This window comes from Tengunoibacter tsumagoiensis (genome assembly GCF_003967535.1).
Lineage (GTDB): Bacteria > Chloroflexota > Ktedonobacteria > Ktedonobacterales > Ktedonobacteraceae > Tengunoibacter > Tengunoibacter tsumagoiensis.
Genome location: NZ_BIFR01000001.1, coordinates 56,847 through 77,488, shown reverse-complemented (window position 1 = coordinate 77,488; position 20,642 = coordinate 56,847). Strand labels below are relative to the sequence as shown.

Here is a 20,642-nt window from a genome sequence, read left to right as displayed (position 1 = left end):
CTTCTTCATGGTTAATGGTGATCATGAAGCAACCGTTATCATTCTCACATATGAGGAGTGGTATTTATGCGATTTGCAAAGATGAAAATTGCCCTGTTAGTTTGTGTGGCGATGAGCACTTTATTGACGGCCTGTGGTGGCGCTTCCAGCACGAGTTCGAGTGATAAGCCGACCGTGACCTTTATGACCTGGGAGTCCAATAACACGAACGTTGCTATTGATAGTGCGCTTGCCAAAATGAATGATTCTTCGCTCACAATCAAGCGCCTTCCAACGCCAAGCACTGATTTTGATCAGAAGATTACCTCGTTAACGACCGCTAAATCTCTTCCCGATTTCTTCTGGTGCGGTAATGACACCGAACAGGCTCTGGGTGCTCAGGGAGTGCTCTTTGACTGGTCGAGCTATATTTCGAAAACAACGGCTGATTTTGATCAGAAGAACTTTGCTCCTGAGGCGGTAAAGAACTGGTATTCCGCTGATGGTTCGAAGCTCTATGGTCTGCCAACGTTGATGAACACCTATGGCTATTTCTATAATGCTGACCTGTTTACCGCTGCTAATGTGCCCCTGCCAAAGGCTGGGTGGACCTATGATGATATGTTTGCAGCTGCTAAAACCCTGACAAAAACAGATGGTTCTCAGCCTGCAGCTGTTGGTGGTCCTTACACCGATCCTTTCCTGATCAGCAACTACGCTCTCTCAGCTGGTGGTAGCTCATTTACCGATCGTGTGGTCTCTCCAACCAAAGTGACAACGGATGCCAAATTTGTTGAGGGGACTCAGAAGTTTGTTGATGGTCTGAAAGCGGGCTACTTCACTGCACCAAATGCCAATACTGGTACCGATACTGCTGCTGCTTTCTTGACTGGTAAAGTTCCGATGCTCTGGGGTGGTCAGTGGTTAGCTGCCAGCTTTATGACAGCCAATCCAAGTTTCAAAATTGGTTTTGCTCCCCTGCCTATCGTGAGCAAGCAGGTTCATATCTATGATGCAGTTGGTGTCTGTTCTCCTTCTTATATCAAAAATCCTGATGCAGTCTGGAAAGTAATCACCTATCTGGATACCAAAGGTTGGAACGATATTCTGCCCAGCGCTCCCGTTGCTCCTGCAGCTTACGTTCCCGCATCCAATGCCTATTATGATACACTGAAGGCAAAGAATCTTGGTTCGGTTGCTGATTCGGTCGCATATGCTTTGAATGCGCCTCAGAAGGATGCCGTCCGCTTTATTGCTCCCTGGTCGACCAAGGCCAATGATGTGATTACAGCGAACTGGAACGATATTCTGATGGGTAAAAAGCCAGTACAGTCAACGTTAAACACGATGACTCAACAGATTAACGATGTGATTAAACAGAACAGCTAAGACAGATTCCAGTTTTGACTGGTGTTTGCCTGATAAAGCCTCTCATGTCAGTCTGTCTACTGGGATGAGAGGCTTTTTGGTTGCAAAACTTAGATGGAGAGAGGTTGAGAGGATCAATGACTCAGTATGAATTGGTGTATCGGCAGATTGCTGCGATCAAAGAGCGTTTTGTGCAGCGGCCCCAATTGGGGACGTTGTTTGCTCAATGTTATCCTAATACTCTAGAGACAACGACCGAGCTATTGGATGATGGAACAACCTTTGTCTTTACTGGCGATATCCCGGCCATGTGGTTGCGTGATTCATCGGCGCAGGTTCACCCATACCTTCCGTTAGCGGCTGAGGATGGTGATCTTCAGCGTTTATTTCGTGGTCTGATTGCCCGTCAGGCTCAATATTTGCAGATTGATGGCTACGCTAATGCATTTAATCGTGAAGCGAGTGGTCGTGGTCATGTACAGGATATTCCTAAACAGGGGCCCTGGGTCTGGGAGCGCAAGTTTGAGCTGGATTCACTGTGCTATCCCATTAATCTCTGCTATAAATACTGGCATGTAACGAAAGATGCTACGATTTTTACGCATGAGCTCCATGAGATGTTCCGCACAATTGTGAAGATTATGCGTACTGAGCAGCATCATGATAGTGCCTCGGAGTATCATTTTGAGCGTCCTAATCCCTGGGCGGCTTCTGATACGTTGCCTTTTGACGGCCATGGCACCCGGACAAACTTTACTGGTCTGATCTGGTCGGGATTTCGTCCGAGTGATGATGCCTGCCGCTTTGGCTATCTGATTCCAGCCAATATGTTTGCGGTCGTGGTCCTGGGCTATCTAGGAACCCTGGCCCGTGTTGGTTTTCAGGATGAGACGCTTGCTCTGGAAGCTGAGCTTTTACGTAAAGAAGTTGAGTTTGGGATTGAGACCTATGGCACCGTATTGCATCCCCGTCTGGGGCGCATCTATGCCTATGAGACTGATGGCTATGGCAATTATAATCTCATGGATGATGCCAATGTGCCGAATCTCTTGTCGATCCCTTATCTGGGGTATCGACCTGTTGATGACCCGCTGTATCAGCGTACACGTGCGTTTGTGCTCAGCCCGGAGAATCCCTATTACTTTGTAGGGAAAGCTGCAAAAGGGCTTGGTAGTCCTCATACCCCTCATGGGTATATCTGGCCCATTGGTCTGTCTATGCAGGGGCTGACCAGTCAGAATCCAGAGGAGATTGCACAGGTGTTTGAATGCCTGGCAAATACCACGGCTGGGACCAACTATATGCATGAGGGTTTTCATGTTGATGATCCAACGCAATTTACTCGTCCCTGGTTTGCCTGGGCCAATAGTATTTTCTCGGAGTTTTTCTTATATTGGGCAGCGCAGACCCCGGTTGGATCTCGTCGGTAGAAATGAGCTCGATGCTCTCTCGAGGCTATAGATGGCCCGTTGGAGACGCGTGGCAGAAAAATGAGCCTGTGAAGCATGCGGCAATGAGCATATGTATGACACAGCACAGGCCCGGCCCCGATTGCGAGATCTCGCAATCGGGGCCGGGCCTGTGCTGTGTCATCATGGTGTGAAAAATCCTCGATGAGGCTTATTTGCTGGTGGTGGTAGAAGCCGGAGCACTGGCTGAGGAGCTAGAAGGCGTGCTGGCGGCTGTGCTGCTACTCTCGCTAGCGGTGCTTGTGGCTGTCTCAGCGGGTTTACTCTCGGAACTGCCTTCGCTTTTCTTTGTATCAGCAGTGGGGCTAGCGGCGGCATTTTTCCCATTATAATCGGTCTTATAGAACCCGGAGCCTTTAAAGACCACCCCGGCAGGGAAGAGCACGCGGCGGATGGACGCTCCACATTCGGGGCAGATGGTTAAAGGTTCATCGGTCATTTTCTGCCACGTCTCGAAGCGGTGGCTACAGGTCTGACAAAGATACTCGTACGTTGGCATATACCAATCACCTCTTAGAAAATCTGAAGATGAAGATGCTTTTCGGCATAGAGATAGGATCGTCTCTACTATTAATAGTAGCGCGAAATAGCGCAGTTGTCAATCAAAACGAAAGACTGCTAGCACTCTGTGAGCTTTATGTGGCGAAAAGCCCCTGAATGCTCAGCTTTCACACGCTCCGCTTCCCTATATATTCTTTGACTTTCTCTGCGGCATCGCGTGTCATTCCATCAAGGGCTGCCAGATCTTCGACGCTGGCGGCGCTGATAGCGCGAACGGAGCCAAAGTGTCGTAGCAGGGCCTGTTTGCGTTTGGGTCCAATGCCAGGGATCTCATCGAGGACCGATTTAAAGGTCTGATCGGAGCGGACTTTGCGGTGATAGGTGATGCCAAAGCGATGCGCCTCGTCACGGATGCGTTGAAGCATATAGAGCCCCTGGGAGTTGCGTGGCAGGATGATGGGATCAGGAGAGCCAGGGATATAGATCTCCTCAGCCGTATCTAGCTTCGTATGCGAACCCTGTTCTTTAGCAACGCCAATCGTGGGAATATCGAGTTGGAGCTCGCGCATGACCTCCAGAGCGGCATTGAGATGTCCCCGTCCTCCATCAATAATGACGAGATCAGGCAGGGCCCAGTCGTGATGCAGAGTCGCATCTTGTTTTTCCGGTTGCTCTGCTGTTTCGTCTATTGGAGTAGAAGAGGTCAGAAGTTCCTCAATAGTCTCGCCAATAGGTTCATTCATGTCCATAGATTGTGAGGCAGTGAGAGTCTGTGCCGCTTTACGGAAGCGTCTGCGTAGCACCTCTTGATGGCTGGCATAGTCGTTTGGTCCTTCAACCTGTTTGATTTTAAAGCGTTTATATTCGCTATTTTTTGGGCGTCCACCCTCAAAGACGACCATGGCCCCCACTGAGTTGGTCCCCTGTGTATTGGAGATATCATAGCACTCAATGCGTTGAGGGGGAGCGGCGAGATTCAAGGTCTCCTGGAGCTCTTCAAGCGCCATCTGAGTCTTCTGACTATCAGTTAACCATTTGATGCGCTGTTGTTCAAGGACCTCCTGAGCATTTTTCTTGACCATTTCGACAAGGCGGACTTTATCACCGCGCTTAGGGGTGCTGATAGAGACCGCAGTGCTACCTCCACTGACGGTACCTTTGCGTTTCTCGCGCAGCCAGCTCTGGAGGACTGGCCGATCTTCAGGTTCGGCCTCTACAATGATCTCGGCTGGCACGTGAGGCGAGCTCTCATAAAATTGTTGCAGGAAAGAGCTCATAATCTCACCGGGACTGCTCTCACGCGTTCCCTGGAGGATAAAGAACTCGCGCCCCACCAGCTTACCGGAGCGAAAGAAAAAGACCTGAGCACAGGTCTCATCATCGGCGCTCGCCAGGGCAATGACATCCTGGTCATCCTCTTCCTCTGTATTAATGATACGCTGCTTCTCAAGGATTTTTTCCACGGCCTGGATTCGATCGCGCAGGCGGGCAGCCTCTTCAAAATTCAGTTCCTCGGCTGCATGTTCCATGCGTGTATAGAGCTCTTTGAGAACCTCATCGTGCTTGCCCTCTAGAAAGAGAATAACCTGTTTGATAATGAGATCGTATTCCTCGCGTGAAGCATGGGCAACACAGGGCGCGACACAGCGATGGATATAGTATTGTGTGCAGGGCCGATTGAGTAACTTTTGCTTCCAGCCTTCGGTCTTGCCTGAACGGGGAGGAGCCCAGGAGCTGGCATCGTAGCGACATGTGCGGAAGGCAAAGAGCTTATTAAGAATATCCAGTGTTGCATCTACCGCCCCGGAATTGGTGTAGGGGCCAAAGTAGCGATTCCCATCATGATGGAAGCTGCGCACGCGATAGACGCGAGGAAAATCTTCGGTTAAAGCGACTTTAATATAGGGATAGCTCTTATCATCCCGTAGTAAGACATTGTACTTAGGGCGATACTGTTTAATGTAATTGCTCTCAAGAACCAGCGCTTCGACCTCGTTATTGACGACAAGGAATTCGATATCCTCAATCTTCGCGACCATACTACGGTTCTTAGGACCGTGATCGGTGGACTCCTGAAAATAGGAACGGACACGATTGAAGAGCGAGATGGCCTTACCCACATAGATGATCGTCCCCTCGGCATCTTTCATCAGATAGATTCCAGGTTGGTGGGGAAGAGAGTTTAAGACTGACTGAATTTTTTCATTCATAGTAGTTTGTAACAGCCTTGAGTAACAAGATGACAAGTAATGCTAATCTTCGTGCCGCTATTATACTGCTACCTTTCTCATACTCGAATGTACCCGAAGATACACGCAAGCGGTCAGTTGTTCCTGCTTCATTGCCAGCAGCCAGAGCACGGGAACCTTTGAATCGGCCCTCCCGCTTCGGTCTCACATTGGCTCCACAGGCGCTTTTACGTCATAGGCCGTAGCCACTATCCTGGACGGCCACCTTTACGCCGAAGGGTGGCGAAGCTGAGTCTGTGCAAACTGGGCTAAGTTGATAGATGCATTCAGATCGCGATCCATCACCAGCCCACAGGCCAGGCAATGATAGGTGCGATGCTTGAGAGGCATGCGTTTTTTCACCACCCCACATCCTGAACAGCGCTTGGTCGAGGGAAACCAACGAGACGACACAAAAAGGTTCCCGCCAGAAGCAGCGACCTTGGTTTTCAAAAACTGCAGGAGTTGTCCCATCGCTGCATCCGCCACGGCACGTGAGAGCGTGCGGTTTGCCATCATCCCCATAATGTTGAGGTCTTCCATGCCAATGGTTCCACACGTTCGGGCCAGCTCCGTGGTGAACTTGTGCTGAACATCCCGCCGGATGTTGGCAATCTGCTGATGCTTTCGTGCCACTTTCACCCGCTGCTTTTGATAGTTCTTGCTGAATGTGGTTTTTCCCGTTTGCGGGTCTTTGATCTTCTGTTTGCGACTGAGTTGACGTTGCAGCTTGCCGAGCTTTTTCAGATGGAGCGCGAGCGGCTTTTGGTTCTCAAGCCTTCGCCCATCCGACACGATGGCAGCTTGCTTTAACCCGACATCTACCCCGACAACTGGTTCTGGCGTCGGAGGCATCGCTTTGTTGATCTCGAGCTGAACGCTCAGATACCAGTGATCCGCCTCACACGAGACGGTCGCTGCCAGAATCTTCATGCTCTCGCAGAGGATCTGTTTGCGCCGATTGCATTTCTTGAGGGGAGGTGATGCTTTGTCCTCCTCGACAAAGCGCAGTTTTTCTGACAGATTGACGGTTCCAAGCTTGCGCTTCCGTTTCCCTCGATCTTTCACCTGTTTGCGTTGATCCAGAATGAACCGACCTAAACCGGGAATGGCAATCCAATGGCTGCCAATCGTGAATTTATCATTGGAGAGATAAAATGATTCGTGCGATTTCCCCTTTTTCTTGTATTTTGGATACGCCGCTCGTCCCGCAAAAAAGTTGCTGTAGGCTTTGCCCAGGTCATCAAAGGCACCTTCCACGACACATTTGGTGACCTCATACGTCCAGGGGTAGAGCTCTTCTCGAATGGCATTGAATTGCTTTTTGAGGGCAAGCGCGTTGGGTGGGGTGAGCACACGTTGCGTTTCAGGAATCGTTTCTTGTTCCAATCGATACGCTTGATACTGCTTTTCCCACTCTGCGCGTCCCCAGTTGTACACAAATCGACGGGTTCCACAGGCACGTTTCAGATACTCCACCTGCTCAGGAGTGGGATTCATTCTGATCTTGTGGGCTGTTTTCATCATCGAGTGCCTTCTCTAACGCGTTGCGATACGTCCGCAATCCGGACAGGCGGGAACGAAAACCATGGGTAATGGCAAACAAATCCTGCACGAGTTCCTGCTCTGGACTCAGTTCCTCAGCACTCAGAACCAGGAAGTCGCAGTGGTGTGTCTCACAGAGATGTGCCAGTAACGGATATACGTCTATTCTAACACATATTTGCGTACATTTTCAAGAGCTAAATATCTACTTATCTGCTTATCTGCTCCTTGAGCAGCATTTCTTTCGATGGATCTCCGCTGTGGCATTCTGGTCTGGAGATGGTGCATGATGCTTCAGGGATTGGGCAGGCACCAGCAAATGCGTTATACTAAAGACAGACTAGCACATGGGTTGTACAGATCGCTTATATAGGTGAAAGTAATGAGTTGTATTGGAACTGCCGGGCATGTTGATCATGGCAAATCCACGCTTGTACAGGCGTTGACAGGAATTGACCCTGACCGTCTGACGGAAGAGAAAGAACGTGGCATGACCATTGATCTGGGCTTTGCCTGGCTGCGCCTTTCAACCGGGCAGGAGGTCAGTCTTGTCGATGTGCCAGGTCATGAAAGTTTTATTAAGAACATGCTGGCCGGTGTTGGGGGGATAGATGCAGCGCTGCTAGTTATTGCGGCTGATGAAGGAGTGATGCCCCAGACACGCGAGCATCTTGCCATTCTGGATCTCCTGCGGGTAGAGCGAGGAGTCGTGGCTCTCACGAAAGCCGACCTTGTAGATGATGAGTGGCTGGCCCTGGTGCGGGAAGAAGTGGCAGAGACATTACAGGCGACCACGCTGTCTCAGGCGGCCATTATTCCGGTCTCTGCCTATACAGGGCAGGGACTGCCTCAATTGCGGAGCGAACTGGAGCGCATTTTGCAAGACGACCTTGTGTGCAAAAATATTGCTCGTCCACGTTTATCTATAGACCGGGTCTTCTCACTGTCAGGCTTTGGAACCATCGTGACCGGGACCTTGCTGGATGGTATCCTGAAAGTTGGTCAGGAGGTTGAGATTCTGCCTCACGAGAAGAGGACTCGTCTGCGCACATTACAGACCCATAAGCAGCAGATTGAGCAGGCGCAGCCAGGCAGCCGTGTCGCCTGTAATCTTGTGAATATTGCACGTAGCGAACTCCAGAGAGGCGATGTAATTGCCCTGCCGGGGCAACTACAACCAACGATCCTTCTAGATGCACGTCTGGCACTTTTGCCGACAGCAAGGCCACTGGCACACAATACGCAGGTAGATTTCTTCTGTGGGGCACAAGAGATTTCAGCTCGTATGAGAGTGCTAGAAGGAGAAGAGATCCAGCCTGGAGCAGAGGGCTGGGTGCAACTGAGATTGCAGCGGCCCGCAGTTGTTGCCCGTCGAGACCGTTTCATCTTACGCATCCCTTCACCTGGTAGCACAATTGGAGGTGGCGAAATTATCGACGTGCACCCGAGGTATCATCGGCGCGGCCAGTCGGCGGTCATAGAGTCCCTTGAGCGACTCCGACAGGGAACGCCCGAAGAGATCGTCCTTGCGGCCCTTGATCGTCGTCCAGTTGGACGTACGATGCTGTCTAAGCCCGTTGTTGGAAGCAGAGCCTCTACTGGTCTGATGGGATATGAGCTGGCTGAACTGGTCAAAGAGTGCCATTTGGCGGAAGATGTGACGCAGCAGACACTTGAGTCGTTGATAATAGAAAGAAGAGTTCACAAAATTGGAAATTTCTGGTTTGCGCAGCCAGTCTGGGAGCTACTTGTAGCGGATGCCATCCGCCTCGTCAAGGAGCAGCACCAGCAGTATCCTCTGCGCAATGGGCTCTCAAAAGAGGAATGGCGATCTCGCCTGCACCTCTCCCCCAGAATGGCGGCTGATGTCCTGGGAGCCTTACAAGCAGATAGCTTACTAGAGACAGTTGAGCCCTCTGAGGGAGAAGGACGTGGACGTGCTGGAGCCTGGCTTCGCCTCCCAGCCTTTCGGCCAACCTTTACTGACCAACAGGAGAGTCAGGTAGCTCAACTCCTTCAGCAATTTCTGGTTGAGGGTCAGGGAGAGAACTCTTATATGCCACCGACCAGAGCAGAGGCAGAGGTTTTAGTGGGGAGTGAGGTCATCAACGCGCTGCTAGAGCAGGGGCGTCTGATCAAGATAGGAGAAGGGCTGCTTCTAGGTAGCGACTGGTATAAGCAAGCATTGAAAAAGTTAATTGAATATATGCGCATGCATGAAACCCTCACCGTTGCAGAGGCTCGTACCTTATTAGGAACCACGCGTAAGTATTGTATTCCGCTGCTTGAGCATATGGATGCATTACGCCTGACGAGGCGCAATGGTGATGAACGTACATTGGGAGTGATAGAAGGAGGGGTGGGGGATTTTCTGTAAGCATGGGTAGAAAGAGACAGAGCAAGTCGTCAGTGCATTCTTCTTAAAGAGAAGAATAGAGAAGGACTTGAAACTCCTACTTTCTTGTAGACTGTTCCATTCTTGCAGAGAATACGGTAAAATAATGGCGCAATGCATGACATACGGCCCTCTCCCCATGAGGGGGAGATTTTATAGTCAACCCGGTGCCATCGGTTAGCCCTTTTGCGGAGGAGGTGTCCCCTTCTCACGATACGAGAACTCAGCGAAGGCATCCTGTAGTCAGGCGATGCATTGTCCAGCATCTCTGAGACATGCTGAGACAGATGCGCGCCCAATCGGCAAGGGAGGGCGTCCCTAAGCGCCCTTACAATGCGGAGAGCTATGCAAATCGAAGTTTTGGGTGAGCGATACCAATTACAAGAGCCGATAGGGCGTGGTGGAATGGCCACGATCTACCGGGGACGTGATATGCGCATGGACCGCGTCGTAGCCATTAAAGTGCTGCGAGAAGTCTACAGCACCGACCCAAAGTTTGTGACGCGCTTTCAGCGAGAGGCGAAGGCTGCATCCTCTTTACAACATCCCAATATCGTGCAGGTGTATGATTATGGCCAGAGCGATGGAAACTATTTCATCGTGATGGAGCTCGTTGAGGGGACTGATCTGCGGCGCTACCTGCGTTCGCGTGGAGTCCTGGCGATGGATCGAGCCATTATTATCGCCCATGATGTCGCACTGGGATTAGGTGCTGCTCATCGCCGTAATATTGTTCATCGTGACGTGAAGCCACAGAACGTCCTGGTTGGTCGCGATGGTTCGATTAAGCTCACAGACTTCGGTATCGCCAGCGTTTATAAAGATATTAATGATGAACGTCTGACGACCACTGGGATGACCCTGGGAACCGTTCAGTACTATGCGCCGGAGCAGGCACAGGGCGAGATTGTAAGCCCGGCTGCCGATGTTTATGCGCTGGGTATTGTCATGTATGAGATGCTGACTGGTCGTACCCCTTTTGATGGCGATACTCCTGTAGCTGTTGCTATGCAGCATATTCAAGATGCCCCTATTCCGCCCAGTCAGATGAATCCTAATATTCCGCTTGCACTTGAGAAGATTATCTTGCGCTGCCTGGAGAAGCAGCCTGAAATGCGTTATCGGGATGGCAATACGCTCGCTCGTGCATTGGAAATGTTGGGAGAGGAAGATGCTCGTTCTCCTTTAGGCAGCAATATCGCTGCTGCTGGTCTCTCTTCAATGCTTACCTCAACACCAGGGATGCTGCCAGATGGATCGCGTTCGGGGGCAGATTTCCGCCCTATCTCTGGTCCCACCCCTGCCTCGTCCGCCCAGGGCTCGGGCCCCAACTATGGCTACCCACAGGATTATGCGGGTCAGCAAGGTGGCCCTAACGGAACGTATGGGCTGGAGCCTGCTTTCTCTGCTACTCAGGCCGGGGTAACTACTGAGGGTGAGCAGCCATATATCCCTGGCTCTCAAGCGGAATCAACCGATACACGACCATTTGCCAAAGATGCAATTGCTTACAGTGGCACTGCCCAGACACAGCGTGAATCTCGCCTTGCTGGTATTATTACAATCTTGATTCTAGTGGCTACGTTGTTATTATTGGGTTTTAGCGTCTATCTCGCAGTGGAACTGGGGGTTTTGCCACTTCCTTTTGGCGGACATAGTGGTTCAAGTACCACTGTCACTGTAACGGCTCAGCAGGTCCCGGTCCCCAATCTTGTGGGTATGGATTATCAGGCTGCTGTGACTCTGGCAACCTCTAAGGGCTTTAAGGTGCAAGTACAGAATAATATGAGCTCAGGGAAGGTTCAGAAACAGGAGCCCAATGGCAAAGAATTGGCAGCTAAAGGGAGCACTATCCTGGTTGAGCTTCAGCCAGCACTGAAGGTTCCAACGGATCTGATTGGCCGTCCTCTAACCGCTGTTGAGGATGAACTCACTGCTCAAGGGATTAAATTTGCCGAGGCAGAAGATCCTAATAAGCCTACGGATAAGACGAAGGGCCCTAATATCGTTACTGGAAGCGATCCTGAAGGTGGTGCAGACCTCCAGGAAGGTCAGACGGTGACCCTCTACGTGGTGAACTACAATAGTCAGCAGCCTATTGTGACTCCAACAGCAGGGGTAACACCAACGCCGACGCCGACTGCAGGGGCAACGGCAACTCCGACCCAACTCCCAACGGCGACACCAACGGTAAAGCCAAGTCCAACGGCGACGCCTACCCCAACTCCAACGGCCACGGCTGTCCCAACCGCGACGAGCACGCCAAGTGTCTCGATTAGCCCGGCTGTCAATGGGACCTCCAGTACCATTCCAGTTGCTCAGTCCCAATAGCGGCAAGCTCTAGAAGATACAGACAGCGTCTTTCCTATCAGACGCAGCAAAACAGATTGGTATATTTGAGAAAATAACCAATCTGTTTTGCTAAGAAGCCTTTACATATGTTCAGGGTTTATTTTTAACTCTAATTACAGAGATAATCATGATTCTTAGATAGGTGCAGGCTAATATGCTATGCTGTACGACTGTTTTTCACTATTGATGGACTGCCTCTTCTACTGTAGATCAATTTCATCCAATGAGATCAACCCTTTTTTCAGAGCATAGATAACAGCCTGAGTGCGATGGGCCAGTTGCAGCTTGGTCAAAATATTGCCAACATGGGTTTTTACCGTCTCATCACTGACGATCAGGGCCTGAGCAATCTCATGATTGGTGCGACCAAGGGCGAGTTGGCGCAGGACTTCTTGCTCACGTTCTGTGAGTTCAGCAGTATGTTTACCGTTGTTTAGTAGTTCTTGCATGACGGCACCAGCAACAACTGGATCAAGCAGGGACTGTCCACGGGCTGCTGCACGGATGGATGCGAGCATACTATCGGGGTCCGCATCTTTTCGTACATAACCAATTGCGCCAGCACGCAAAGCTGCCAGCACGCGTGATTCATCGGTATAGCTGGTTAAGGCGACTATCCGAGTATTGGGAAGAAGTAGCCGCGCACGTCTAATTGTTTCAATGCCATCTATCCCCCCTGGCATCAGCATATCCATGATAATAACATCAGGCATCCAGCCTTCTAATTTTTGCAAGGCTTCTTCTCCGTTCCCTGCCTCACCTACAACCTCCAGATCGGGAAAGGCTTTGAAGAAACTCTGGAGGCCACGCCGCACAATATGATGGTCATCGACCAGAACGATACGAATTGGATCGGCCATGTTGTATCTATCCCTCCATGTGTGCTTTGGATTGAATGAGTGTCCAGTACCAGCGCTGTGTCTGTTGATATTCAAAGAATAAACCAATTCCCAGAATAAGGAGAATAAATGCCAGACCATAGGCCGTTTTTTGAGCAATAGTCATGATGGGAAAGAGAAAGAGACGGTAATTCAATAACAGCCCGGAGATGCCGATACTGAACCAGACAATAATCGAGCGTGTTATTGTCTGTCGATGCCTCTCCAACTCCCACTGAAGCTCTTGTATTGAGAGCAGTTGATAATAGTGTTCTGTGTCAAGATAATAGCGTCGACGAGTGATCTGAATAATGCCGACTAAGATACTAATAATGGCCCCCAGTATCCACCAACCAGGACCGGTTTTTAGTATACCTGCCAGTGTCAGACCATACCAGGCACAGATGCCAAAGAAGCGCATAAGACTAAGGCCGGATCTGTATTGTTGACGTTTGCTGACAAGGATCTGCCTTTTTTCTGCAACTGGATTGAATGTTACTTGAATCCGGTAGTAAAGGCCACTACTATAACCATAGATAGCGATGAGTCCCACGAGAATAACAATACTCCAGGGAAGATCTAAAACGATGGCCATGCCTGCCAGGGCCATGCCTATGAGTGACATATTTGTGCATAGCTGATAGCCACGATTCGAGAGTTCAGAGGCTCGTGCAAGTTCATAGTGTTGGTGTGCAACTTCTTCAGGATGAGATAACATGTCTAGGAGAGGGATTGTGATGATAATCCTGGTTCCCAACCCTGGCTGGCTAGTGATCTCCAGCGTTCCATTAATCTCTTGTGTGCGTTCACGAAGATTGTTCAGTCCCATCCCCTGGTGCGTCTGTGTACTATCAAAGCCTCGTCCATCATCATGTACCTCAATCGAGAGCGTCTGTCCCTTAAGACTTAGCTTCAGCCAGACCGTCTGCGCTCGTGCGTGCCTGGCTATATTGGCAAAAGCCTCTTGAATCAGGCGAAAGATCGTCTCCTGAGTGCCTGGCAGGAGACGGTCATTGCCTGGTAACTCCCCAATTTGTACATGCACCTGAGCACCAGTGCGAAAGCCCAGTGCCTGCGCCTGAACATTGAGAGCCTCGACCAGACTCGCGTTTTCGAGCGGAGCTGGCCGCAACTGTTGTAAAAGTGCCTGCATCTCAACCTGCGCCTCTTTGGCGCTCCGCTGGATATCTTCGACCGCTTCCTTTGCGTCTCTGGAATCTTCGCCTTGCCAGAGAGCCTTTGCAGCAGCAGCGCTGACGCTAATACTAAAGATCTGCTGTTTGATTGAATCATGAAGGTCACGTGCAATTCGATTTCGTTCGTCCTGAGCAGCGGCCTCGCTCGCCTGTTGTAAAGCTTTTTCGCGCAGCTCATTGGTTAAGAACTCATGCTTTGTATAGCGTTGCATGCGTCGATCCGTTGCGTCCAGACGTAAAAATAATGGGCCAAGAGGCCAACGTCTGACAAAAGTTTTTCGCGTATCATCTGAACTGTTGGTAAGGGTCTGCTGATTGCGGGAGAGCTGTCCGAGCGTTACCTCCAGAAGATAGAGGCTGTATTGGACGTTGGAGGTTGCCAATACTCCTACTACGCCTGCGCCAGCAAGTGCGATAAAGAACGAGTAAGGATGTAAAAAGCTTATTTGATGAACAGAGAAGCAGACAATGAGCACAAAACCACCAGCCAGTAGATGGCTTAGAAACAGTTGAAGTGCCACTCCACCCTGTGAAGTGGCATGTCGTGTTGGAGAGCCTGATTGTTGGAGAGCATTGTCATCTAGCTGAAGCATACCATTTCTCCTGGCATAAGTACCTGTTGGTTCTATTTTTGATGGGCTTTATAAAGTATACCTCTTTCTGTTTTATTGCTCTACCGTTGTCTGGCGGCTCTCCCATGGTCCGGGTGATTGTGTTTCCGTGATTGTTTCCGTAATAAAGAAGAACAAAAGCTGTTATAACATGGTTCGTGCCCCTGGTAGCCACCAGTTCCACTTACCGAGCAGGCGCATCGTTGCAGGCACAAGGAGGACGCGGATAATAGTACTGTCGATCAGAACGGCTACCGTCAAGCCGATCCCATATTCCTGGGTCGTGATTAGGGATGAGAAGATCGACGAGGCCGAGATCAATAGAAAGAGGAGAGCGGCATTGGTAATTGTGCCGCCAGTCTTTTCCAGACCATAGGCCACTGCCTGCGTATTATTACCCGTATGGAGCCACTCTTCGCGGATACGACTCAAGAGGAAGACCTCATAATCCATTGAAAGTCCAAAGAGCGTACAGAAGAGCAGGATGGGAACTGGACTATCGATAAAGCCATTGGGCGTAAAGTTTAGTACCGACTGAAAATTACCCCATTGGAAGACAAAGACCAGTACCCCATAGGCAGCCCCAATTGAGAGCAGATTAATAATAATCGCCTTGAGAGGGATCAGAATTGAGCGGAACATAATAGCCAGCAAGATGAAGGTTGAGGCCAGGATAAAAGCGATTGCAAGCGGAAAATTTGTATAGAGAGAATTCGTAAAGTCCAGACTACTGGCTTGATAACCACCAACCAGAACACGTAAGCCTTGAGCCGCAGCCGTATGGTCACTGCGCAGATGCGTAATCAACGCTTTTCCAGCACTGCTATCAATCTGCGTATTATTCTCTACACTAAGCAGGGTTGTATCATCAGCCGTGGTAGCAGCCACAAATTGAGCCAGAGCAGGTTGCTGTTGATACGTGCCAGTGCTATAGAGCACCATGAGTTGCTGCTCGTTTAATTGCGTGTTTCTGGTAGGGGTGAGTAAGCCTGTGACATTGGTGATATGTTCCTGTTTTTGTAGCCAGTTGGTCAGGTTCGCAACCTTCTCGAGATTCGGCGAGCTCAATATATTGGAATGATCAGAGCTCTGCACCAGAATCTCCACAGGTCGATTGCTAAAAGAGGAGAATTGAGCGGAGAGAATATCATACGCCTGACGTGACTCCGTTCCCTTTGGAAGAGCACTGGTATCAGGAGTCCCAATATTCAGTGAGAAGATAGGCCAGCCTAACGTCAGGAGAACAAGCGTGACAACAGTTAACACCAGTAGAGGATGTTTCATGATACTCAGAGCCCAGTAATGCCAGAAGCTCTGGCGAACCTCATGCGAGACGTCCTGACCAGCACTCTTCCTGGGGGCCACACCCACGAAACGGCTCAGGAACGGAATGCGTAATGCATCAACTCGCCTCCCCAGAATGCTCAAGATCGCCGGGAGCAGCGTCAGAGCTGCACAGACTGCGGAGCCTACTACTATCAGTCCGCCCAGACCAAAGGAGTTAAGGAAACTGACGTGTAAGACCAGCAAGCCCGTAAAACCAATCATTACCGTCAGCCCACTAAAGAGAATTGCCTCCCCTGCCGTAGCGATCGTCCAGATAATCGCCTCTTCATTATTGTTGCTGCGCGCCAATTCTTCGCGGAAGCGGCGTACAATGAAGAGACTATAATCGATAGAGATTCCCAATCCAGTGATAGAAACCACACTAATAATAAAGACATTTGTGGAGATATAGTGACCAATCACCGTAATAAGAGCGAGTGAAACAATAGCCGAAGTAATGGCCAGCAAGAGAGGCATAAGCCCGGCAACAAGTGAGCCAAAGACAATCAACAGTACAATGAGAGCGATCGGTAGCGCAATGGCTTTTGACCTGGCGGTCTCTTTAAGCAAGGTCGTAATATATTCTTGATTGCTTTTAGCTGCTCCTGCCACATACGCATGAGCAGGCGTGGCAGCGCTTCCCTGAGGGACAAGCTTTTGAAAATCGCCCAACTGGCTATCGATCGTATTATTTTTATCAAAATTGACCACAAGATAGGTGCTTGTGCCATCTTTTCCAGTCCCCCCATTTTCAATACTGCTGACATGGGGAAAGCTCCTGGCTTGAGTGATGAAATCCTGGAGCTCATGTTGATAACGTGCATCGCTGACCAGCATCGTCTCCGCCTGGAAGACGACCAGGAGTTGAGCACCTGGTCGATTGAGTTTTTGTTGGACTAACTGATCAACCTGATTGGATTCGCTGGTATTGTCGATCGAGGTATTTCCCTGTAAAACAGAGCCTAAGTTGAGCAACATAGGGAGGCTCAGGCCCAGGATAATGAGCCAGAGGAGCAGCATTGGCCAACGCACACGATAAATAATGCGGGCATAAGCCAGGCCAAGTCTGTTAGCACTACGTTGTTTGATCGGATTATGTGCCTCCTGGGCAAGAGAATCCTGTTGAGTATTGTTCTCCATTATTATTCATCCCTGGTATATGAAACTGAACAACTTTCTAAAAAAGGTAACGGTGACAGATGTAGCGGATGCGCTATTCATAGAGTGGATAGTGTATGCCTGGATGAACCTGGTTGATGCGTAAACAGATGATGAGCCGCTGTGTAATGATGCTGACCACGAAGAGAGAGTCTGATATTGTTTCTCCTTTTGGGTCCATAACTTGTTGATGAGGAAAGTGTAACGAATAGAGCGTGAGAAGTTATCGCTTGAGATCGGGATCTTTCTCTCCCTCTTTTGGGGGAGGGCCTCATCATTCGCCGCGAGCATAGGAGATTGTCTGCCTGATCGGCTTTAGCGTACACTTTCCTGGTGACTTTCTCGTTAAGAAGAAAGAAAGGATCTGCCTTTTAGATGTTTGAGTTTGCGGAGAAGATATTGTAGAACCGCCTGAATCGAAAACAGCGAGTGTAGTTGACTGGGAGTGTGTAAAGGAATGCAACGCGTCCAAGAGAGGAGGTATATGTTATACTTCGCATTGAGAACGACGTTTCTTAACGTTTCTTTATGAGCAACGTGGTATACTACACGTAGATGTATTTCATGTCTGCTTGCTGCTGCTGGCAAGGCCTCTGGAGTACAGCCGAAGAACGATGGCAAGGCATTGCAGGGTTTGTGACCTCTACGATATCGAGGCTCCGCGCATAGTGCCAACACTCAGTGTCTCTCGCATTGCGTGCTGCTGGCCTATTGTTCAAGGAAGGATGCTCAGCCTGTCCTTCTCAAACAAGTAAAAAAAAGAATGAGGACAATCTATCATGATGAAGCTAGACGGAGCAATATCACCAGAGAATACGCTATTTGTTCTGCTCTGTTTTGAAGGGCCCGATGTCTATTCTACGGCTGGTGGATTGGGGACCCGGGTTACCGAACTGAGTGAGGCGCTGGCCTCACAGGGATACACCACACATCTCATTTTTATTGGTGATCCCTACAAGCCAGCGGTTGAGACCCGCCTGGATGGACGCCTGATACTGAAACGCTGGTCGCAGTGGGTAAGTAAGTATTATCCCAACGGTGTCTATGATGGTGAAGAGCAGAAGCTATACGATTATAACGAAAGTGTCCCTTACCATATATTTACGGATATTGTGCGCCCTGCTGTAGCTGAGGGCAAGACCGTGGTTGTATTGGGAGAAGACTGGCATACCTCAGAAGTCATGTGTCTGACCTCAGATCTCCTGCACTGGTTTGGTGTTCGCGATAAAGTCCTGATGCTCTGGAACCTGAATAGCCTGATGTCGTTGAACAGGGTGAACTGGGGCCGACTGAATTTTGTCACCACCTTATGCACCGTTAGTAAGTATATGAAGCATAAAATGTGGAATCTTGGAGTCAATCCGCTTGTCGTCCCCAATGGTATCCCATCCCGTCACCTCAACCCCGTCGATCCTAAAGATGTTGAGCGTTTACGCACTATTGCGCATCGGGGTGATCCAAATCGTCTCTTTCTCTTCAAGATTGGTCGATTTGATCCAGACAAGCGTTGGATTATGGCTATGGAGGCAGTCGCACGTTTAAAAGAGAGCGGCCATCCAGTGACCTTATTTGTGCGCGGTGGTATTGAGCCTCATGGTGCAGACGTTTTCCGGCATGCCTATCATCGTGGCCTGCATATTCAGGACGTCGTTGCTCATCGACCAACGCTCTCCCAGTGTCTGGATGCGATTGAGCAGGCTGGCCCGGCTGATATCTATAATCTGCGTTTCTTCCTTCCCGAAGAGTTTGTGCGTACAACCTACGCGGCGGCGGACGCTACATTGGCGAATAGTGGTCACGAGCCATTTGGTCTTGTTGCGTTAGAGGTAATGGCTGCGCAAGGGATTGCTGTCACGGGCTCCACGGGCGAAGATTATGCAGTTTCTTTTGAGAATGCCATTGTCACCGAGACCGATGATCCTGATGAGCTCGTTGGCTATCTGCTTTACCTGAATCGGCATCCAGAAGAGAAAGAGCGTATGCGTGTAGCTGGACAATATACTGCAAAGCAGTTTGTCTGGGATCACGTCATTGAAAATATGATTGGAAAACTGGAGTTTCTGGCTCGCAAACAGAATATCACCCTGGTGAATTCTGGTGTTATTGATGTCATCAGTGATGCTCCTGTACGTGCCAGTATGGCCAGAGAAGCCGGACAGGCTAAGGGTGTTGAACATAGCAGTGTGATGTGAGAGGATGGTTAGCATGGTTGCGGATCTGGCGATCTACACGGTGGTTCACCAACCACGTCGCCTCAAGCTCCCCGCTCAACCGATCCCACGGGGTGCTTCAGCTGAGGATATTGCTCGTTGTCTTTTTGACGAACGGATGAACGAGCGCTACTTTCGAAAAGTAGCGCAGTATAGCTATTATCCGGCGACACGGATGTTTCTGGATCTGGTGCAACAAGGGATGAAGCTTTCGATTGGCTTCTCTCTCTCTTTTGTACGGCAGGCGGCTGCCTGGGATCCAACGTTGTTGGACCTGTTTCGAGAGTTGGTGGCCCACGAAAACGTCGAGTTGATCGGCGTGGAGCCCTATCATAGTTTTCTCTTCTTGCTCGATCTGCCAGCCTTTATTACGCGGATGCTCGAGATGGCGCAAGAATTAGAGACAATCTTTGGGAAGCGCCCCGTGGTGACCGATACGACCGAGATGTGTATGTCGGCTCCGCTCTATAATGCTCTTGATGCGGCAGGCTTTCGAGGGGCTGTCATGGACGGACGGCCCTGGGTGATGGACTGGCGCGAGAGCACACATCTCTATCGCTATGGGGAAGATCCCGAGCCCTTTGCTCTGCCAATTCAGGAGAAGAAACGGCGTGCTCGGACCAGGCGTCTGGCCGCGGGCGAAGCGGAGCGTGAGGGACAGCCGCCCTTCCTGCTGACCCGTCATCTAGAACTGAGTGATGATGTTGGCTACCGCTTCTCCAATCGAGGCTGGTCCGGGTATCCACTGTTTGCAGATACCTATGCTGATTGGCTGGCCCATACATGGGGGGATCTGCTCCTGTTGGGCTGGGATTTTGAGACCTTTGGCGAACATCATCGGCGGGATAGTGGCATCTTCGATTTTATGCGTGCGCTTCCCGGCGAGCTGACAAAACGAGGCGTCACAACCTATACCGCAAGCGAATTGATCGAGCGTCATCGGCAGAACGCCTATCATCTTCCCCTGCCGATCTATCCAACGACCTGGGCGGGGAGTGGAGGAATGGAGTTCTTTCTGGGGAATGAGGCTCAACAACACATTCTTCAACTTATGGGACATGTCTATGGCATGGCTAAACTGACGGATAACCCGGAGCTTATCGATCTTGCGCTCTGGCTCTCCCAGTCGGATAATCTCCACTTGATTCAATGGTATGGACGCAGCGGACCTGAAGCAGAGGTCTCAGCCTATTTTACCCCTTCTGAATGGTGGTCGTTGGGTCCAAATCGTGTCATCCATGAGCAGAAGCAGGTCTATCTCAATGCCTTACGGGCCATTGAACCCTATCTCCCAGCACGCCTTCAACGCCAGGTAGAAGCTGGAAAGGTCGCTCGCAGCCGCGAACGTGAGCAGAAATATGAGGAGGCCTTTGCGGCCACCATCAAGGCTCCATCACGCAGCCGTAGCAGATCTGCGACCCTGTAA

The 20,642-nt window shown here is 50.3% G+C and carries 12 protein-coding genes and 1 pseudogene; 6 read left to right on the top strand and 7 right to left on the bottom strand.

The features are described 5' to 3' along the window. The first annotated feature begins 66 nt into the window (after nt 1-66). On the top strand, nt 67-1,368 hold the full coding sequence (locus EL628_RS00285) for an ABC transporter substrate-binding protein (protein ID WP_126577813.1): 1,302 nt from the start codon (nt 67-69) through the stop codon (nt 1,366-1,368). Between the two features lie 116 nt (nt 1,369-1,484). Next, nucleotides 1,485-2,777, top strand: coding sequence for a glycoside hydrolase family 125 protein (locus EL628_RS00280; protein ID WP_126577812.1), 1,293 nt, complete (start codon nt 1,485-1,487; stop codon nt 2,775-2,777). A 190-nt stretch (nt 2,778-2,967) separates the two neighbouring features. Here EL628_RS00280 and EL628_RS00275 read toward each other — a convergent pair whose 3' ends face one another. From EL628_RS00275 to EL628_RS31195, 4 genes and pseudogenes are all read right to left on the bottom strand, one after another. Next, the gene (locus tag EL628_RS00275) at nt 2,968-3,315 is read right to left on the bottom strand and encodes an FmdB family zinc ribbon protein (protein WP_126577811.1); all 348 of its coding nucleotides are present in this window, start codon (nt 3,313-3,315) and stop codon (nt 2,968-2,970) included. Between the two features lie 169 nt (nt 3,316-3,484). Beyond that, on the bottom strand, nt 3,485-5,527 hold the full coding sequence (uvrC, locus tag EL628_RS00270; RefSeq protein ID WP_126577810.1) for an excinuclease ABC subunit UvrC: 2,043 nt from the start codon (nt 5,525-5,527) through the stop codon (nt 3,485-3,487). Between the two features lie 246 nt (nt 5,528-5,773). Next, a complete protein-coding gene (locus tag EL628_RS00265) occupies nt 5,774-7,069 on the bottom strand; it encodes an RNA-guided endonuclease InsQ/TnpB family protein (RefSeq protein WP_126581834.1) in 1,296 nt (431 codons plus the stop codon). Further along, a pseudogene (locus EL628_RS31195) lies at nt 7,029-7,247 on the bottom strand (IS607 family transposase); the annotation flags it as partial. The gene EL628_RS00265 and the pseudogene EL628_RS31195, both read right to left, overlap by 41 nt. Before the next feature lie 225 nt (nt 7,248-7,472). Between EL628_RS31195 and selB the strand changes: the two are divergent. Both selB and EL628_RS00255 read left to right on the top strand, forming a co-directional pair. Beyond that, nucleotides 7,473-9,467, top strand: a complete 1,995-nt coding sequence (selB, locus tag EL628_RS00260) for a selenocysteine-specific translation elongation factor (protein WP_126577809.1) — start codon at nt 7,473-7,475, stop codon at nt 9,465-9,467. Nucleotides 9,468-9,830: 363 nt separating this feature from the next. Beyond that, nucleotides 9,831-11,816 carry a protein kinase domain-containing protein gene (locus EL628_RS00255; protein ID WP_161975171.1) on the top strand — a complete coding sequence of 662 codons (1,986 nt, stop codon included), beginning with the start codon at nt 9,831-9,833 and terminating at the stop codon, nt 11,814-11,816. A 221-nt stretch (nt 11,817-12,037) separates the two neighbouring features. Here EL628_RS00255 and EL628_RS00250 read toward each other — a convergent pair whose 3' ends face one another. The 3 genes from EL628_RS00250 to EL628_RS00240 form a co-directional block, all read right to left on the bottom strand. Continuing rightward, the gene (locus EL628_RS00250) at nt 12,038-12,697 is read right to left on the bottom strand and encodes a response regulator (RefSeq protein ID WP_126577807.1); all 660 of its coding nucleotides are present in this window, start codon (nt 12,695-12,697) and stop codon (nt 12,038-12,040) included. A gap of 7 nt (nt 12,698-12,704) precedes the next feature. Further along, on the bottom strand, nt 12,705-14,504 hold the full coding sequence (locus tag EL628_RS00245) for a sensor histidine kinase (protein ID WP_126577806.1): 1,800 nt from the start codon (nt 14,502-14,504) through the stop codon (nt 12,705-12,707). Nucleotides 14,505-14,666: 162 nt separating this feature from the next. Beyond that, entirely contained in the window at nt 14,667-16,988 is a 2,322-nt protein-coding gene (locus EL628_RS00240) for an MMPL family transporter (RefSeq protein WP_126577805.1), read from the bottom strand. A 797-nt stretch (nt 16,989-17,785) separates the two neighbouring features. Between EL628_RS00240 and EL628_RS00235 the strand changes: the two genes are divergently transcribed. Together EL628_RS00235 and EL628_RS00230 are read left to right on the top strand one after the other, a co-directional pair. Next, nucleotides 17,786-19,198, top strand: coding sequence for a glycosyltransferase family 4 protein (locus EL628_RS00235; protein ID WP_218028850.1), 1,413 nt, complete (start codon nt 17,786-17,788; stop codon nt 19,196-19,198). A 13-nt stretch (nt 19,199-19,211) separates the two neighbouring features. After that, the gene (locus EL628_RS00230) at nt 19,212-20,642 is read left to right on the top strand and encodes a glycoside hydrolase family 57 protein (protein WP_161975170.1); all 1,431 of its coding nucleotides are present in this window, start codon (nt 19,212-19,214) and stop codon (nt 20,640-20,642) included.

Excerpts from the sequence above, each read along its gene's own strand:
- EL628_RS00235 (WP_218028850.1), top strand. The coding sequence starts at position 17,786 with ATGATGAAGCTAGACGGAGCAATATCACCAGAGAATACGCTATTTGTT.
- EL628_RS00240 (WP_126577805.1), bottom strand. The coding sequence starts at position 16,988 with ATGGAGAACAATACTCAACAGGATTCTCTTGCCCAGGAGGCACATAAT.
- selB (WP_126577809.1), top strand. The coding sequence starts at position 7,473 with ATGAGTTGTATTGGAACTGCCGGGCATGTTGATCATGGCAAATCCACG.
- EL628_RS00275 (WP_126577811.1), bottom strand. The coding sequence starts at position 3,315 with ATGCCAACGTACGAGTATCTTTGTCAGACCTGTAGCCACCGCTTCGAG.
- EL628_RS00230 (WP_161975170.1), top strand. The coding sequence starts at position 19,212 with ATGGTTGCGGATCTGGCGATCTACACGGTGGTTCACCAACCACGTCGC.
- EL628_RS00255 (WP_161975171.1), top strand. The coding sequence starts at position 9,831 with ATGCAAATCGAAGTTTTGGGTGAGCGATACCAATTACAAGAGCCGATA.
- EL628_RS00245 (WP_126577806.1), bottom strand. The coding sequence starts at position 14,504 with ATGCTTCAGCTAGATGACAATGCTCTCCAACAATCAGGCTCTCCAACA.
- uvrC (WP_126577810.1), bottom strand. The coding sequence starts at position 5,527 with ATGAATGAAAAAATTCAGTCAGTCTTAAACTCTCTTCCCCACCAACCT.
- EL628_RS00280 (WP_126577812.1), top strand. The coding sequence starts at position 1,485 with ATGACTCAGTATGAATTGGTGTATCGGCAGATTGCTGCGATCAAAGAG.
- EL628_RS00285 (WP_126577813.1), top strand. The coding sequence starts at position 67 with ATGCGATTTGCAAAGATGAAAATTGCCCTGTTAGTTTGTGTGGCGATG.
- EL628_RS00250 (WP_126577807.1), bottom strand. The coding sequence starts at position 12,697 with ATGGCCGATCCAATTCGTATCGTTCTGGTCGATGACCATCATATTGTG.
- EL628_RS00265 (WP_126581834.1), bottom strand. The coding sequence starts at position 7,069 with ATGAAAACAGCCCACAAGATCAGAATGAATCCCACTCCTGAGCAGGTG.